The 14,405-nt window shown below is 74.0% G+C and carries 15 protein-coding genes; 11 read left to right on the top strand and 4 right to left on the bottom strand.

The window, feature by feature from the left end:
- Window positions 1–12: 12 nt before the first annotated feature.
- A complete protein-coding gene (locus tag HNR21_RS27685) occupies window positions 13–948 on the bottom strand; it encodes a lytic polysaccharide monooxygenase auxiliary activity family 9 protein (protein ID WP_119729667.1) in 936 nt (311 codons plus the stop codon).
- Window positions 949–1,052: 104 nt separating this feature from the next.
- Window positions 1,053–1,460, bottom strand: a complete 408-nt coding sequence (locus tag HNR21_RS27680) for an ATP-binding protein (protein WP_157995975.1) — start codon at window positions 1,458–1,460, stop codon at window positions 1,053–1,055.
- Window positions 1,461–1,791: 331 nt separating this feature from the next.
- Between HNR21_RS27680 and HNR21_RS27675 the strand changes: the two genes are divergently transcribed.
- Entirely contained in the window at window positions 1,792–2,298 is a 507-nt protein-coding gene (locus HNR21_RS27675; protein ID WP_119729669.1) for a DUF6624 domain-containing protein, read from the top strand.
- A 231-nt stretch (window positions 2,299–2,529) separates the two neighbouring features.
- The gene (ybiA, locus tag HNR21_RS27670; protein WP_182707502.1) at window positions 2,530–3,093 is read left to right on the top strand and encodes a riboflavin biosynthesis intermediates N-glycosidase; all 564 of its coding nucleotides are present in this window, start codon (window positions 2,530–2,532) and stop codon (window positions 3,091–3,093) included.
- Window positions 3,094–3,471: 378 nt separating this feature from the next.
- Here ybiA and HNR21_RS27665 read toward each other — a convergent pair whose 3' ends face one another.
- Window positions 3,472–3,882 (bottom strand): ATP-binding protein, encoded by a 411-nt coding sequence (locus HNR21_RS27665; RefSeq protein ID WP_119729670.1) that lies wholly within the window; start codon window positions 3,880–3,882, stop codon window positions 3,472–3,474.
- A 340-nt stretch (window positions 3,883–4,222) separates the two neighbouring features.
- Here HNR21_RS27665 and HNR21_RS27660 point away from each other — a divergent pair, with 340 nt between their 5' ends.
- The 5 genes from HNR21_RS27660 (at window position 4,223) to HNR21_RS27640 (ending at window position 9,196) form a co-directional block, all read left to right on the top strand.
- Window positions 4,223–5,629: a M23 family metallopeptidase gene (locus HNR21_RS27660; RefSeq protein ID WP_182707501.1), complete on the top strand. Its 1,407-nt coding sequence runs from the start codon at window positions 4,223–4,225 to the stop codon at window positions 5,627–5,629.
- Window positions 5,616–6,335: a hypothetical protein gene (locus HNR21_RS27655; protein WP_182707500.1), complete on the top strand. Its 720-nt coding sequence runs from the start codon at window positions 5,616–5,618 to the stop codon at window positions 6,333–6,335. Before HNR21_RS27660 ends, HNR21_RS27655 begins: the two co-directional genes overlap by 14 nt.
- A gap of 193 nt (window positions 6,336–6,528) precedes the next feature.
- Window positions 6,529–7,170, top strand: coding sequence for a DUF4142 domain-containing protein (locus tag HNR21_RS27650; RefSeq protein ID WP_119729673.1), 642 nt, complete (start codon window positions 6,529–6,531; stop codon window positions 7,168–7,170).
- A gap of 21 nt (window positions 7,171–7,191) precedes the next feature.
- Window positions 7,192–8,406, top strand: coding sequence for a DUF1996 domain-containing protein (locus HNR21_RS27645; protein ID WP_182707499.1), 1,215 nt, complete (start codon window positions 7,192–7,194; stop codon window positions 8,404–8,406).
- A 136-nt stretch (window positions 8,407–8,542) separates the two neighbouring features.
- Complete coding sequence (locus tag HNR21_RS27640; protein WP_119729675.1) at window positions 8,543–9,196, top strand: NAD(P)H-binding protein; 654 nt, start codon at window positions 8,543–8,545, stop codon at window positions 9,194–9,196.
- A gap of 21 nt (window positions 9,197–9,217) precedes the next feature.
- Here the strand turns inward: HNR21_RS27640 and HNR21_RS27635 are convergent, their stop codons facing one another.
- Window positions 9,218–11,008, bottom strand: a complete 1,791-nt coding sequence (locus HNR21_RS27635; protein ID WP_182707498.1) for an AMP-dependent synthetase/ligase — start codon at window positions 11,006–11,008, stop codon at window positions 9,218–9,220.
- Between the two features lie 272 nt (window positions 11,009–11,280).
- On the opposite strand from HNR21_RS27635, the gene HNR21_RS27630 reads away from it, so the two are divergent.
- The 4 genes from HNR21_RS27630 (at window position 11,281) to HNR21_RS27615 (ending at window position 14,399) form a co-directional block, all read left to right on the top strand.
- Window positions 11,281–11,979, top strand: coding sequence for a copper homeostasis protein CutC (locus HNR21_RS27630; protein WP_119729677.1), 699 nt, complete (start codon window positions 11,281–11,283; stop codon window positions 11,977–11,979).
- A 74-nt stretch (window positions 11,980–12,053) separates the two neighbouring features.
- A complete protein-coding gene (locus tag HNR21_RS27625; RefSeq protein WP_182707497.1) occupies window positions 12,054–12,821 on the top strand; it encodes a metallophosphoesterase family protein in 768 nt (255 codons plus the stop codon).
- 62 nt (window positions 12,822–12,883) lie between these two features.
- Window positions 12,884–13,315, top strand: coding sequence for an SRPBCC family protein (locus tag HNR21_RS27620; protein WP_119729679.1), 432 nt, complete (start codon window positions 12,884–12,886; stop codon window positions 13,313–13,315).
- A gap of 136 nt (window positions 13,316–13,451) precedes the next feature.
- Window positions 13,452–14,399, top strand: coding sequence for an ROK family glucokinase (locus tag HNR21_RS27615; protein ID WP_182707496.1), 948 nt, complete (start codon window positions 13,452–13,454; stop codon window positions 14,397–14,399).
- The last annotated feature ends 6 nt before the right edge of the window (window positions 14,400–14,405 follow it).

Genomic DNA, 14,405 nt, shown 5'->3' with positions numbered 1-14,405 from the left:
CCCCGGTCCCGGTCACTCCTGGTGGTACCGGCGACGGTGCAGAGTCAGGGCGGTCGTGGCGGCCCCCAGCAGCAGGCCCCCGACGGCGGAGGCCATGAGCGCCGTCGGCGACGACCCGCCGGGCGGGACGGGGGAGTCGCCGGAGGCCGGGAGCGCGTCCACTTCGGCCACGGGGACGGTGCTCGTGCCCTGCCGCCGCTCGGCCGGGGCCGGGCAGTCCGGCGTGGGCCTGGCGGGGTTCTGCGGCGCCTCGGACGGCTTCTGCGGCCGCCCCGCCGGAGCCGTCGCACCGCCGCCGCCCGCCGCGGCACCGCCGGTGAAGTCGACGTCGGAGCAGGAGTAGAACGCCTCCGGGCTGTCGGAGCGCTGCCAGATCGCGTAGATCAGGTGCCGTCCGCTCTTGCCCCGCGGCAGCGTCCCGGTGAACGTGTAGGAGCCGCCCGCCAGCGCCGGGTCGGTCACCGTGAGGAACGGGCGGTCCTCCAGGTCGGCCCAGCGCAGCGGCTTGGTCGGGTCGTAGCCGTCCCGTGTCACGTACAGCTCGAACGAGCCCCGGTGCGGCGCGGTCGCCTTGTAGCGGAACTCGTGGCGGGCGCCGGCGGTCAGCCGGGTGGCGGGCCAGTCGGCGCGGGCCAGGTCCAGCCCCTTGTACTTGTCCCGCCCCGCGCTGCACAGCTTGCCGTCCGGGATGATCTGCCGGTGCCGGCCGGCGGCGTCGGCGATGTTGACCTCGTGCCAGTCGTAGATGGCCTGCGTGCCGCCGAGGGCGACGGCGGCCTTGCACGCGGCCGACGTCGGCGACTCGGGGTTCTCCTGCCGGCAGGTGAACGAACGGCTGGCCGGGTTCTGCATCGAGCCGTGCGCCAGGGCCGGGGCCGCGGTGAGGCCGAGCAGTCCCGTCGCGCCCAGGGCGGCGGCGAGGACGGTCGTTCCACGTCGTCGGGTCATCGGGTATCCCTCCGGTGATCGGGATGGGCGGCGGCGGGTCCGTTCGGAAACCTAGACCGCCGGAGGGGCGGGGCCGCGGGCGCTTAGCCGCGCTTAAGCCTGCGCTACGCCGATGTTGATCCGGCCGGGCAGCCGGGGTCGTGCAGTTCGAACCACACCAGCCGGCCGGTGGCGGTGCGGCGGCTGCCCCACTGCTTGGCGAGCAGGTCCACGATGAGCAGGCCGCGCCCGCTCTCCCCGTCGGCGGCGGTGTCGGGGCGGGGCGCCGGGACCGAGTCCGCGCCCACGTCGTGGACCTCGCCGCGGACGATCTGCCCGACGTGGTGCAGGGCGATCTCGACGGTGGCCGAGTCGGTGTGCACGATGGCGTTGGCGGCGACCTCGTCGAGCAGCAGCACGGCGTCGTCCTGGACGGAGCAGCCGCGCAGCACGGCGGACGCGAAGGCGCGCACCTCGGCCAGCTCGGCCGGGTCGCCCCTGAAGGCCCTCCGGTGAACCCCGTCGTGTGCCACACCCCGTCCTTCCCATGCCGTTCCGCGATCGGGCGTACGGCACGTTCCACACCCTGGGCGGCGCTCCCTCCGCCGCCGTGGTGCAACCGAACGTAACACTACGCTCTCGATCCGCTGCGGGCGGTGCTTTCGGCCGCCCCCGATGCGCTACGGTGCGCCGCCGCACCGCCGCGAGCGCGTGCCGCCGACGGGAAAGCCCGAATCCGTCCGGGTATGAATCCATTATCGTCGCGCGGCATGCGGCATGTCATCGGATCTCCGGATGATTTTCCGCGGTCCGTTCGCCGCTAACGTTGGCGCCGTTCCATTCCGGATCGGACGGGGGTGCCCGATGAACGAGAAACTGGCGCAGGAACTCGTCGCCATGGCCGAGGCCGACCACGCCGCGGTGCGCAAAGGGCTCAGCGACGACTTCGCCGAACAGCTCGAATGGCGCCGGCTGACCGCCGAGCACGGCGACCGGCTCATGCGGATCATGGACGAGCACGGCTGGCCGGTGGCCGACGAGGTCGGCGCGGAGGCCGCGCGCGCCGCCTGGCTGATCGCCCAGCACGCCGACCGGCAGCTGGAGGTGCAGCGGCGGGCCCTGCGGCTGATGGAGCGGGCGGTGGCCGAGGGCCGGGCCGGGGTCCGCGAGCTGGCGTTCCTGCGCGACCGGGTCCGGGTGAACGAGGGCCGCCCGCAGCTCTACGGCACCCAGATCGCCGGGGTGCGGGACGGCGCCCCCGTGCCCTGGCCCTGCGAGGACCCCGAGCGGATGGACGCCCGGCGCGCCGAGGTCGGCATCCTGCCGTTCGCCGAGCACGTCGCCCGGCACGCCCCGGAACGGAAATCGTGACGGCATTTCCGCGATCCCGTCATCGGGAATTCATTCCGCCCTGATATGATGGGCCGAAGAGAACGCGAATTAACGATTGGCATCGTCGGTCCACGCCCTCGGGGAAAGGACTCGAGGCGATGCGGGGACCCGATCGGACCGCACTGCCGGCGGCGGCCCGCGCGGCGCGTCCGGAGCCGTCCGGTGAATCGCGGTTGCGCGGCGGGCGGGCCGGGCGGCAGAGTGCCGGGCATGGATCCCGCAGAGCCGCGCAGCGTGGCGGACGTCCGCAGGCTCGAGGAGCTGGGGCGGCCGATGAGGTTCCTGTTCTTCTGGGGGCATCGGCCGTCGCGGTCGGGCGAGGCCGGCCGGGGCTGCCTCAGCCAGTGGTGGGAGTGCCCGTTCACCGTCGACGGCGTCACCTACCGCAGCGCCGAGCACTGGATGATGGCGCACAAGGCGCGGCTGTTCGGCGACGAGCGGGCGTTCGGGCGGATCATCGAGGCCGGGAGCCCGGCGGAGGCCAAGCGGCTCGGGCGCGAGGTGGCCGGGTTCGACGAGGAGACGTGGGCGGCGCACCGCTGGGAGATCGTGGTGTCCGGGAACGTCGCCAAGTTCGGGCAGAACCCCGGGCTCGGCGCCTATCTGCTCGGCACCGGCGGGCGGATCCTGGTGGAGGCGAGCCCGCTGGACCGCGTCTGGGGGATCGGGCTGGCCGCCGACGACGAGCGGGCGTCCTCGCCGGCCCGCTGGCAGGGCCTCAACCTGCTGGGGTTCGCCCTGATGGAGGCGCGCTCCCGGCTGCGCGCCTCCTGATCAGGCGGATCGATCACCGGTGTGGAGGAGGAGGCCGCGCCGGCACCCCCGGGCTTCGGATTCCACGCCGCCCGTTCCGTGCGGGGCGGGGATCCGGTCGTCGTCGGCGGCCTGGCGCCCAGGGTGGGGGAGTCTGGAGGTGGGCGCCGGTGGTGCTGTGGCCGCCTGGCCGGATCGGATGTGAGCGTGGACGGGGGTGCCGGACGCGGTCCGGTGGTACGGCCGGCCGTACCGAGGAGGGGGCGTGGGCCTGACCAGGATCGCCTCCATGGACTCCTCCTCGGTGATGCCGGTGACCGGCCGCACCAGCGACGTTAGGTGCGGGACCGGCCGTCCGCACGTCTCTTAGTCCTGTCTTAAGGATGAGCTGAGCTTGCCCTAAGCCGCGCGCAGGCCGTGGGCGCCGGCGAGCTCGAACCACACCACGCGGCCCCGCGGCAGGCGCCGGGTGCCCCAGTCGGTGGCGAGCATGCTGACCAGCAGCAGCCCGCGGCCCGCCTCGCGGGACCAGTCCGGCGGGGGCGGCGTCCCGGGCCGCCGCGGCGGGCCGGCGTCGCAGACCTCCGCCCGGAGCGCGCCGGGCCGGATCCGGATCACCACCTCGAACGCCCCGCCGGGCCGGCCGGAGTCGCTGTGCAGCACGGCGTTGGCGGCCACCTCGTCCAGCAGCAGCACGAAGTCGGCCGCCGCCGGGCGGCCCGGCGGCAGCGCCCGGCGGGCGAACCGGCGGACCTCCGCCAGCGCACCCGGCTCGCCCCGGAACGTCCTGCGGTGGACCTGCTCGTCCATCGGTCCCTCCTCATGGATCGCCGAGCGACCGCACCGGCACGATAAACCGGGACACTTCGTCGGAAAGGTGCCTTATGCGGCATTTAAGAGTGCCGACAGGAAGGGATAACCCCGGCGTCGCCGGGCCCGCGGCGACAGGTGAACGGCGCGCGGCATTCCTGTGAGGCGGACGCCTGGAACGGCCGGAAAGGGCGTATGCTCCGGAACCGTCAGGGCGTTGCCGGGGCGGAGCGGGCTCGGGTACCGTCCCCTCCGCGCCCTGGCGCGCACGCCTCACTGGAACGTCATCGCGGGACCTCACCGTCGTTCGCCGTCTCCGCCTCCTTGTCGAGGAGAGGGAATGGCACGACGCCCACCCCCGGATCCATCGGATCCCTTCCGGGAGTTCTGGGAACATCCGGGCCGTTCGTCCCGGCGTTCCGGGCGGCGTCCGGGCGCCCGCCGCACGGACTCCCGGCATGCGGGCGCACGGCACGGACGGCACGCCCGCCCGGACGCCGCGCCGCCCCGCGCCCGTGTGCGCACCGCCGCCCGCCCCGGGGACCCGCGCCGCCGTCCGGTGGACGGGCTGCGGGCCGGATCGCTCGTGGTGACCTTCGCGGTCGGCGTGGCGCTGCTGGCCGTGGTCGAGAATGCGCTGATCAACGGCGGTGTCACCGGCCTGTCCGGGACCGGTGCGACCGGAGCGCAGGCCACCGCCCCGCAGGGCCGCGCCCGGGAGGTCCGCCGCCCCCGGGACAGGACGTCCGAGCCCGAGCGGACCCTCGACGACCGGGTCCGGGAACTGACGCTCCGGCTGCGCGGCCCGATCGCCCGGCGCTCCTACGGCGGGGACCGCCCGCCGCTGCACGGCGCGATCCGGTTCAGCCGCGACCGCGCCTGGGCGTTCGGGACCACCGCGATCCCCGTGCCCGAGGACCGGGCGGCGATGCCCCAGGTCGCGCTGTACATCGCGGAGTGGACGGGGCAGACCTGGCGGATCGCGCTGTCGGGGACCGAGGAGTTCGACGCGCTGCTGACCCGGGTCCCCGCGGAGATGATGCCCGCCGACGAGCGGCGCACGCTGGCGCGGTTCAGCGCCGGAACGGCCCGCCCCGACCAGGCCCGGGGGCTGATGCTGCCCTGGCGGGCCGGGCAGAGCTGGTTCATGACGGCGGCCGCCGCCGACGGCCCGGCGGCCCGCCCGCTGGGCGCGCTGGCGTTCCGCGGCGGCGACGGCCGGGTGCTGGCGGCCGGGCCGGGGCGCCTGTACCGGTTCTGCGCCGACCGGCCGGGCCGCGGGATGGTGCTGGTGATCCATCCGGACGGGCTGGCCAGCACGTACTACCACCTGACGGACGTGACCGGCGTCCGCGACGGCGGCCTGGTGGAGCGCGGCGCCCCGCTGGGCCGGATCGGCACCGACCGGCCGTGCGGGGGCGCGCCGGTCGACCGCGCGCAGGTCCGGTTCGGGCTGCGCACCGGCAACGAGGACCTGCCGATCGACGGCCTGCCCATCGGCGGCTGGATCTTCCGCGAACGCGCCCGGCCGCTGATCGGCTGGGCCGAGCGCGGGCTGCTGCAGGTCCTGCCGGGCACGCCGCTGCGCAACTTCGGACCGGACGCACCGGACGACCCCGCCCCCGGGCGGAGCCCGCGGCCGGACGGCTCACCGGACCTGCCGGACCTGCCGGAGGTGCCGGGCCCGCCGGACCCGCCGGGACGGCCCGGCGACGACCAGGAGAGGAACCCCAATGCAGACCCGTGACAATGACCGGCCCCTGATGCCCCGGTGGGCCATGCGCCTGATGGCCGTGCTGGCGGTGGTGGTGCTCGTCGGCGCGGCCACCCCGCCCGGGGCCGCCGCCTCCGCCGCGGTCCAGCGGTTCCTGATCTTCTACGCCGGGGTGTTCGCCCTGCTGGGGATGTCGGCGGCGGTGGTCAGCGGGCTGATCGCCACCGAACGGCTGATCCTGCAGATCGGGCACCGGGTGCTCGCCCAGGCGGCGCACCGGGCCGCGTCGCTGGTCGCGTTCACCTTCCTGGTCGCGCACTTCACGGTGAAGACCCTGGACGGGCAGGTCGCCGCGGCGCAGATCGTGGTGCCCGGGGCCGGGCCGGTCGGCCTGGGCGCGGTGGCCTTCGACCTGACCCTGGTGGTGGTCGTGACCGGGGTGCTGCGGGCGCGGTTCGCCGCCTCCACCCGGCCCTGGCTGTGGCGGGTCTTCCACATCACCGCGTACGCGGCCTGGCCGGTGGCGATCGTGCACGGGCTCACCGCGGGCCGGCAGCCCGCCGACTGGGTGGTGCTGGGCTACGTGCTGTGCGCGCTCGCCGTGGCGATGGCCGCGTTCACCCGGCTGCTGGTGACGGTCCGGCCGCGCCAGGTGCCGCGGATGGTCGGCGACGCCTTCCCGCAGGATCCGGTCGCCGAACGGACCAGCGTCCGGCGCAGGCAGAACGCGATGCGCTGACCGTTCCGGCAACAGCCGAAGAATCGTCCTCCCGGTGCCGCCCCAGAGCGGCACCGCGCTTCGGCGTGCGCTCCGGAGAATGGTCGTGGAACGCCCCGTATTTCTTGGCGAATTTCTGGTTCTCCGGTGAACGGGAAGACGCCGCGGGCCGTACCAGAAGGCGACCGTGAAAAGCGGAAGGGAGGACGGTGTCATGAGAATGTGGGACCGCGGCGGCCGGCGGCGTTCCGGGCGGCGGCTCGGGCGGCGCGGCGAACTGCTCTTCCTGGCCGGCACCCTGGTGGCCTCCGGGGCGGCGCTGCTGGTGGTGCTGAGCCCGCCGCGCACGCCGGCCGACGGCGGCACCCTGACCGGGGGCTCGGGCACCGTCCAGACCCGGTGGGGACCGCTCACCGAGCAGGACCGGGAGCTGATCACCAAGGTCAGGCAGGCGGGCCTGTGGGAGGCGCCGTCGGGCCAGCAGGCCCAGCAGCGCGCCGCCAGCCCGCGGGTCAAGGAGATCGGCGCGAACATCGCCACCGAGCACCTGGCCCTCGACGAGGACGTGCGGCGGGTGGCCGCCCAGCTCGACGTGGTGCTGCCCAGCGAGCCCAGCCGCGAGCAGCAGCAGTGGATGAACGAGCTGTCGCAGCTGTCCGGGGCCGCCTACGACCGGCATTTCGTGTTCCGCCTGCGCGCGGCGCACGGCAAGGTCTTCGCCCTCATCGCGGCGGTGCGCGCGAACACCGCGAACGATGTCGTGCGCGATTTCTCGGTCCGCGCGAACGCCGCCGTCCTGCGGCACATGTCATATCTGGAGAGCACCGGACTGGTCGATTACTCGACCCTTTCCTGACCCCGACCGGAGGAGGAATCCATGCGACGCGAAAAGGGCATGGCCGCGCTGGTGGCGGCGCTGTCGGTGATCGCCGTGGGCGCCCAGGCGCCCGCCGGCGCGATGGCGGCGACCGCGTTCGCCCCGATCTCGGCCCCCAGCCCCGGCCAGAGCGGGGCGCCCGACCAGGACGAGTCACCGGACCAGGGGGACGGCACCGGCGACCAGAACACCGGTGATCAGAACACCGGCGACCAGAACGTCGGCGACCAGAACGGCGACGGCCAGGACGACGGTCAGAACGACGGCGACCAGAACGACGGCGGCGAGGACGCCGGCGGGGAGGACAACGCCGGGGACGGCGGTGAGGTGCTCGACAACGGGCCGGACGAGGACGACTTCGTGGACATCCGCAGCGTCCAGCCCAACGTGGACCGGCCCCGGTTCCGCCGCGGCGGATCCCGGGGCTCGTTCACCTCGCGCTGCGGCCGCAACGAGAACGGGCACTTCAACTCCGACAACTTCATCGTCGCGCCCGGCGTCGCCAACGGCGCCCACCACACCCACGACTACGTCGGCAACCTGTCCACCGACGGGTTCTCCACCGACGAGAGCCTGGCGGCGGCCGGCACCACCTGTGCCCGCGGCGACAGGTCCACCTACTTCTGGCCGGTGCTGCGGCTGCGCGGCCAGGAGGACACCACCCCCCAGGCCGAGCAGAGCGCCCGTGACGGCAACGTCGGCCGGATCCTCACCCCCGCCTCGGTGAGCCTGCGGTTCCAGGGCAACCCGCGCAGCAGGGTCACCGCCATGCCGCGGTTCCTGCGGGTCATCACCGGGGACGCCAAGTCCGTCACCAACGGCCCCGGCAACGCCCGGGCCCAGTGGACCTGCACCGGGTTCACCGATCGGGTGCTGACCGACAAGTACCCGCTGTGCCCGGACGGCAGCCGGGTGATGCGGATCCTGGACTTCCCCAGCTGCTGGGACGGCGAGAACGTGGACTCGGCCAACCACCGCACCCACATCGTCTTCCCCGAGGAGAACGGCGAGTGCCCGGACGGCACCAGGGCGGTCCCGCAGCTGCGGATGACCATCACCTACAACGTGCCGAACGAGCCGCTGGCGTTCGCGCTGGACAGCTTCCCCGAGGAGCGGCACGCGCCGATCACCGACCACGCCGACTTCGAGAACGTGATGCCCGACCGGCTGATGCGCTTCGCGGTGGACTGCATCAACCAGGGCCGCAACTGCTGACAGCCGCGGTGAACCCTTTTCGCCGAGCCCACCGAGATCGGCCCGGACGGACGGGCGGCGTCCCGGCGCACCGCCACGGGTGTCGAGGCCGGACACGGGCGATGGTGAAAAGGGTTCAGTGCGTAGGATCGTCGGCATGGACGTCGTGATCGCCGGGGGCCACGGGAAGATCGCGCTGCGGCTGGAGCGGATCCTGTCCGCCCGGGGCGACCGGGTGAAGGGCCTGATCCGCAATCCGGACCATGCCGGCGACCTGCGCGCCGCGGGCGCCGAACCGCTGGTGCTCGACCTGGAGCGGGCGTCCGCCGACGAGGTGGCCGCCGCCCTGGAGGGCGCCGACGCGGCGGTGTTCGCCGCCGGGGCCGGGCCCGGCAGCGGCGCCGCCCGCAAGGACACCGTCGACCGCGCCGCGTCGGTGCTGCTGGCGGACGCCGCGCAGCGCGCCGGCGTCCGCCGTTTCCTGCAGATCTCCTCGATGGGCGCGGGCAGACCGCCCCGGCCCGGAAGCGACGAGGTGTGGGCCGCCTACCTGCGCGCCAAGGGGGCGGCGGAGGACGACCTGCGCGCCCGCGACCTGGACTGGGTGATCCTGCGCCCGGGCCGGCTCACCGACGACCCGGGCACCGGCCTGGTCACGCTGGCCGAGCCGGAGGTGGGGCACTTCGACGTCCCCCGCGACGACGTGGCCGCGGTGCTCGCCGCCCTGCTGGACGCCCCGCACGTGCGGCGCCGCACCCTGGAACTGGTGGGCGGGACGACCCCGGTCGCCGAGGCCGTCGCCGCCCTGTGAACCGTCCGGGCCGGGCCCGGCTCAGGAGTACAGCGCCTCGATCTCGTCGGCGAAGTCCCTGATCACCACGTTCCGCTTCACCTTGAGCGACGGGGTCAGGTGACCGCTCTCCTCGGTGAAGTCCACGCTCAGGATCCGGTACTTCTTGATCGCCTCGGCCTTGCTGACGCTCTTGTTGGCCTCGGCCACCGCCGCGTCGATCGCCGCGATCACGTCCGGGTCCTCGCGCAACTGGTCGACCGTCAGGTCCTCGGGCTTGCCGTGGGCCTTCAGCCACGGCCCGGCCGCCTCGGCGTCCAGCGTGATCAGCGCGCTGATGAACTTGCGCCCGTCGCCGACCACCAGGCACTGGCTGACCAGCGGGTGCGCCCGCAGCCGGTCCTCCAGCGGGGCGGGCGCCACGTTCTTGCCGCCCGCGGTCACCAGGATCTCCTTCTTGCGCCCGGTGATCTTCAGGAAGCCGTCCTCGTCGAGGGCGCCGAGGTCGCCGGTGTGGAACCAGCCGTCCTCGATCGCCTCCTTGGTGGCGGTCTCGTTGTGCCAGTAGCCGCGCAGCACGTTCACGCCCTTGACCAGCACCTCGCCGTCGTCGGCGATCCGGATGCCGACGCCGGGCAGCGGCTTGCCGACGGTGCCGATGCGCAGCGCGCTGGGCCGGTTGACGGTGGCGGGGGCGGTGGTCTCGGTCAGGCCGTAGCCCTCCAGGATGGTGATGCCGACGCCGCGGAAGAAGTGGCCGAGCCGCTCACCGAGCGCCGCGCCGCCGGACACCGCGTAGGTGACCTGCCCGCCGACCGCGGCCCGCAGCTTGCGGTAGACCAGCGCGTCGAACACCCGGTGCTTGACCTTCAGGCCCAGGCCCGCCCCGCCGGGGGCGTCCAGCGCCTTGCTGTAGGCGATGGCGACCTCGGCGGCCTTGTGGAAGATCTTGCCCTTGCCCTCGGCGATGGCCTTCTGCTCGGCGCCGTTGTAGACCTTCTCGAACACCCGCGGCACCGCCAGCAGGAACGTCGGCCGGAAGCTCCCCAGGTCGGGCAGCAGGTTCGGGATGTCGCTGTGCCCGAGCACGATCCCGGCCTCGACGGTCAGCACCTGGATCAGCCGGGCGAACACGTGCGCCAGCGGCAGGAACAGCAGCGTCTGCGACCCCTCGATGGCGATCTCGTTCAGCGCGCCCTCGATGGCGTTGCGGCTGGTCTCCAGGAAGTTGGCGTGGGTCAGCTCGCAGCCCTTGGGCCGGCCGGTGGTGCCCGAGGTGTAGATGACGGTGGCCAGGTCGGCGGCCTTGCGGGAGGCGCGCCGCTCGGTGAGCGTCTCGTCGGAGACCTCGGCGCCCTGCCCGGTCAGCTCGGCGACCGCGCCGCCGTCGATGCTCCACACGTGCGCCAGCCCGGTGAGCCCGTCGCGGACCTGGGCGAGGGTCTCCAGGTGGGCGTCGTGCTCGACGATCAGCGCCTTGGCGCCGGAGTCGGAGACGATCCACTCGATCTGCTCGGCGGAGGAGGTCTCGTAGATCGGGACGGTGACCCCGCCGGCCGCCCAGACGGCGTAGTCCAGCAGCGTCCACTCGTACCGGGTGCGGGACATCAGCGCCACCCGGTCGCCGGGCTCCACGCCCGCCGCGATCAGGCCCTTGGCCACCGCGGAGATCTCGGCCGCGAACTCGGCCGCGGTCACCGCGCTCCACGTGTCGCCGGACTTGCGGCGCAGCACGACCCGGCCCGGTTCGGCCTCGGCGCGGGAGAACGGCGCGTCGGTCAAGGTGGTGGAGTCCGGTACCTCCACCATGGCGGGGACGCTGAACTCGCGCACGGTCACTCCTCCATTGAGCACGGCAAACGACCTGATGGGACGCTACCGCCTTCCGCTACCCGTTGGTAGCCTCGGGCGCAAGAACCCGTTCACAATCACGTCACATTCGCGCCGTCCCGCCGTTCCGGCGCACCCGGGACCGTTCCTGCCGATCCCGGCGCCTTATCCGCACCGCCCGTCCTAGGCTGGACGGCACATCGCAGGCGCGCCCGGGCAGGCCGCCCGGGCCGTCGGGCGGGCACGCCCGCCCGGCACGGCAATGCGGAGGGGCCATGGCGCTGCTCGAGGTGATCGCGCTCGATGACGCCGACGCCCGTGCGGCCGAGCGGGGCGGCGCCGACCGGATCGAGGTCGTCGCCGACATGGCCGCCGGCGGGCTGACGCCCGACCCGGAGGCCGTCGCCCGGATCCGCCGGGCGACCGCGCTGCCCATGCGGGCGATGCTGCGCGCCAACTCCGGGTTCCGCACCACCCCGCCCGAGCTGGACCGGCTGCGCCGCGCCGCCGGGGACCTGCGGCGGGCCGGGGTGGACGGGTTCGTGTTCGGCTTCCTGGACGCCTCGGGCGCGGTGGACCTGGCCGCCGCCGCCAAGCTGGCCGCGGTCGCCGACCCGCTGCCGTGGACGTTCCACCGGGCGATCGACCACGCCGCCGACCCCGGCGCGGTGTGGCGGGCGCTGCTGGAGTTCGGCGGCACCCTGGACACCGTGCTGACCGCCGGTTCCCCGCGCGGCCTGGACGCCGGGGTGGAGGCGCTGGTGCGGCGCGCCGCCGGGGACGCCGCGGCGGCCCGGATGATCATGGCGGGCGGCGGGCTGCGCCGCCGGCACGTGGCCCCGCTGGCGGCCGCCGGGATCGGCGCGTTCCACGTCGGCGGCGCGGTGCGGCCGGACGGCTCCTGGGCCGCCCCGGTGGACGCCGGGCTGGTCCGCGAGTGGCGGGCGCTGGTCTCGGCGGGCACCGCGGGCTGACCCGCCGTCGCGGGGACGCGTCCCGGACCCCGGGCGTACGGGCCATCCGGACAAACGGGCCTTATTGTCAGGGCATGCGGATCCATGTGGTGAGCGACGTCCACGGCAACGCGGAGGCCCTCGAACGCGCCGGCGACGGGGCCGACGTCTTCATCTGCCTGGGCGACCTCATCTTGTTCATCGACTACGCCGACCACGGACAGGGCATCTTCGCCGAGCTGTTCGGCCGCGAGAACGCCGACCGCCTCATCGCGCTGCGCACCGAGAAGCGGTTCGACGAGGCCCGCGAGTTCTCCCGGCGCATGTGGGACTCCCTGGAGGGCGGCGCCTGGCCGCACATCGAACGCTCGGTGCGCCGCCAGTACGCCGAGCTGTTCAAGGCCATGCCCGCTCCGGCGTACCTCACCTACGGCAACGTCGACATCCCCGCGATGTGGGGCGACTACCTGCGCGACGGGCACCGGGTGCTCGACGGGGAGGTCGCCGAGATCGGCGGGCTGCGGTTCGGGTTCGTCGGCGGCGGGCTGCGCAGCGTCTACCGCACCCCGTACGAGCTGGACGAGGAGGAGTACGCCGCCAAGGTCGCCGCGGTCGGCGAGGTGGACGTGCTGTGCTGCCACATCCCCCCGGCCGTCCCGGAGCTGCTGTACGACACCGTCGCCCGCCGGTTCGAACGGGGCAGCGAGGCGGTGCTGGACGCCATCCACCACACCCGGCCCCGGTACGTGCTGTTCGGGCATGTGCACCAGCCGCTGGCAAAGCGGATGCGGATCGGCCGTACCGAATGCGTCAACGTGGGCCACTTCCGGGCCTGCGGGGTGCCGTACGTGCTGGAGCTGTGACGATACTGGCCATTGATCATCGGGGCCCGGCGCGGCCCGGGGCACAGGGGAAGGGAAGGAAGATGGCGGACCGGACGAGCTCTTCCATCACCATCAAGGCGGGCCGGGACGAGATCATGGCGGTCATCGCCGATCTGGAGTCCTACCCGGAGTGGACCGACGGGATCCGCGACGTCGAGGTGCTCGGCACCGGGCCGGACGGGCGGCCGGCCAAGGCGCGGCTGACCATCGACGCCGGCCCGATCAAGGACACCTACGCGCTGGCCTACACCTGGGAGGACGACGGCGTCCGCTGGGAGCTGGTGGAGAAGGGCGCCATGGTCTCCGCCCTGCACGGCTCCTACCGGCTGGCCGAGGCCGAGGACGGCACCGAGGTCACCTACGAGCTCGCCGTGGACGTGCGGGTCCCGATGATCGGCATGGTCAAGCGCAAGGGCGAGAAGAGGATCATCGATTCGGCGCTCAAGGGACTGCGCCGCCGCCTGGAACGCTGAGCGGCACCGGCCCCGCAGGGGACGATACGGTTACTGGCCGGCGACGGGTGGATGATGTTCCCGTGGACGGGCACCGGCGCCCGTCGGGGTCCCATGGGCGTCAGCCGGTCAGGGGACCCGTGAGGAGGAGGGGTTCATGGCGCTGACCATCGGTGTGGACGTGGGCGGTACGAAGGTCGCCGGCGGGGTCGTCGACGACCAGGGCAGGATCCTGGAGAAGGTCCGCAGGCCCACCCCCTCCACCGACCCCCGCCAGACCGCGGTCGTCATCGCCGAGGTCGTGGACCTGCTCAAGGACAAGCACCCCGACGTCGAGGCGGTCGGGCTGGGCGCGGCCGGGTTCGTCGACGAGTCCCGCGCCGTGGTGCAGTTCGCCCCCAACCTGGCCTGGCGGGACGAGCCGATCAAGGAGAAGGTGGAGCGGCTGACCGGGCTGCCGGTGGTGGTGGAGAACGACGCCAACGCCACCGCCTGGGGCGAGTACCGGTTCGGCGCCGGCCGGGGCGAGCAGTTCCTGGTGCTGGTGGCGCTGGGCACCGGCATCGGCGGCGGCATCGTCGTCGACGGCGAGCTGTACCGCGGCCGGTTCGGGATCGGCGGGGAGATCGGCCACCTGCGGATGGTGCCGGACGGCCGCCGCTGCGGCTGCGGCAACCGGGGCTGCTGGGAGCAGTACGCCAGCGGCAACGCGCTGGTGCACGAGGCCCGCGAGCTGGCCCGGGTGGCGCCGCTGATGGCGGCCCGGCTGCTGGAGCTGGGCGAGGGCTCCCCGGAGGGGATCAGCGGGCCGGAGGTCACCCAGGCCGCCCGGGAGGGCGACCGGGCCGCGCTGGAGTGCTTCGGCGCCGTGGCCTCCTGGGTCGGGCAGGGGCTGGCCGACCTGGCGGCGATCCTGGACCCGGGGGCGTTCATCATCGGCGGCGGGCTGTCGGACGCCGGGGACCTGCTGCTGGAGCCGGTCCGCGCGGCGTTCGAGGCCGCGGTCACCGGACGCGGCTACCGGCGACTGGCCGACATCCGGATCGCCGAGCTCGGCTCGGCCGCCGGGCTGGTCGGCGCCGCCGACCTGGCACGTTCCCGTTGACGTTCC

It is taken from the genome of Thermomonospora cellulosilytica, from assembly GCF_014138835.1.
Classification (GTDB): Bacteria; Actinomycetota; Actinomycetes; order Streptosporangiales; family Streptosporangiaceae; genus Thermomonospora; species Thermomonospora amylolytica.
Note: the sequence above shows the minus strand (reverse complement) of the source record. Positions and strands in the feature narration are given on the sequence as shown.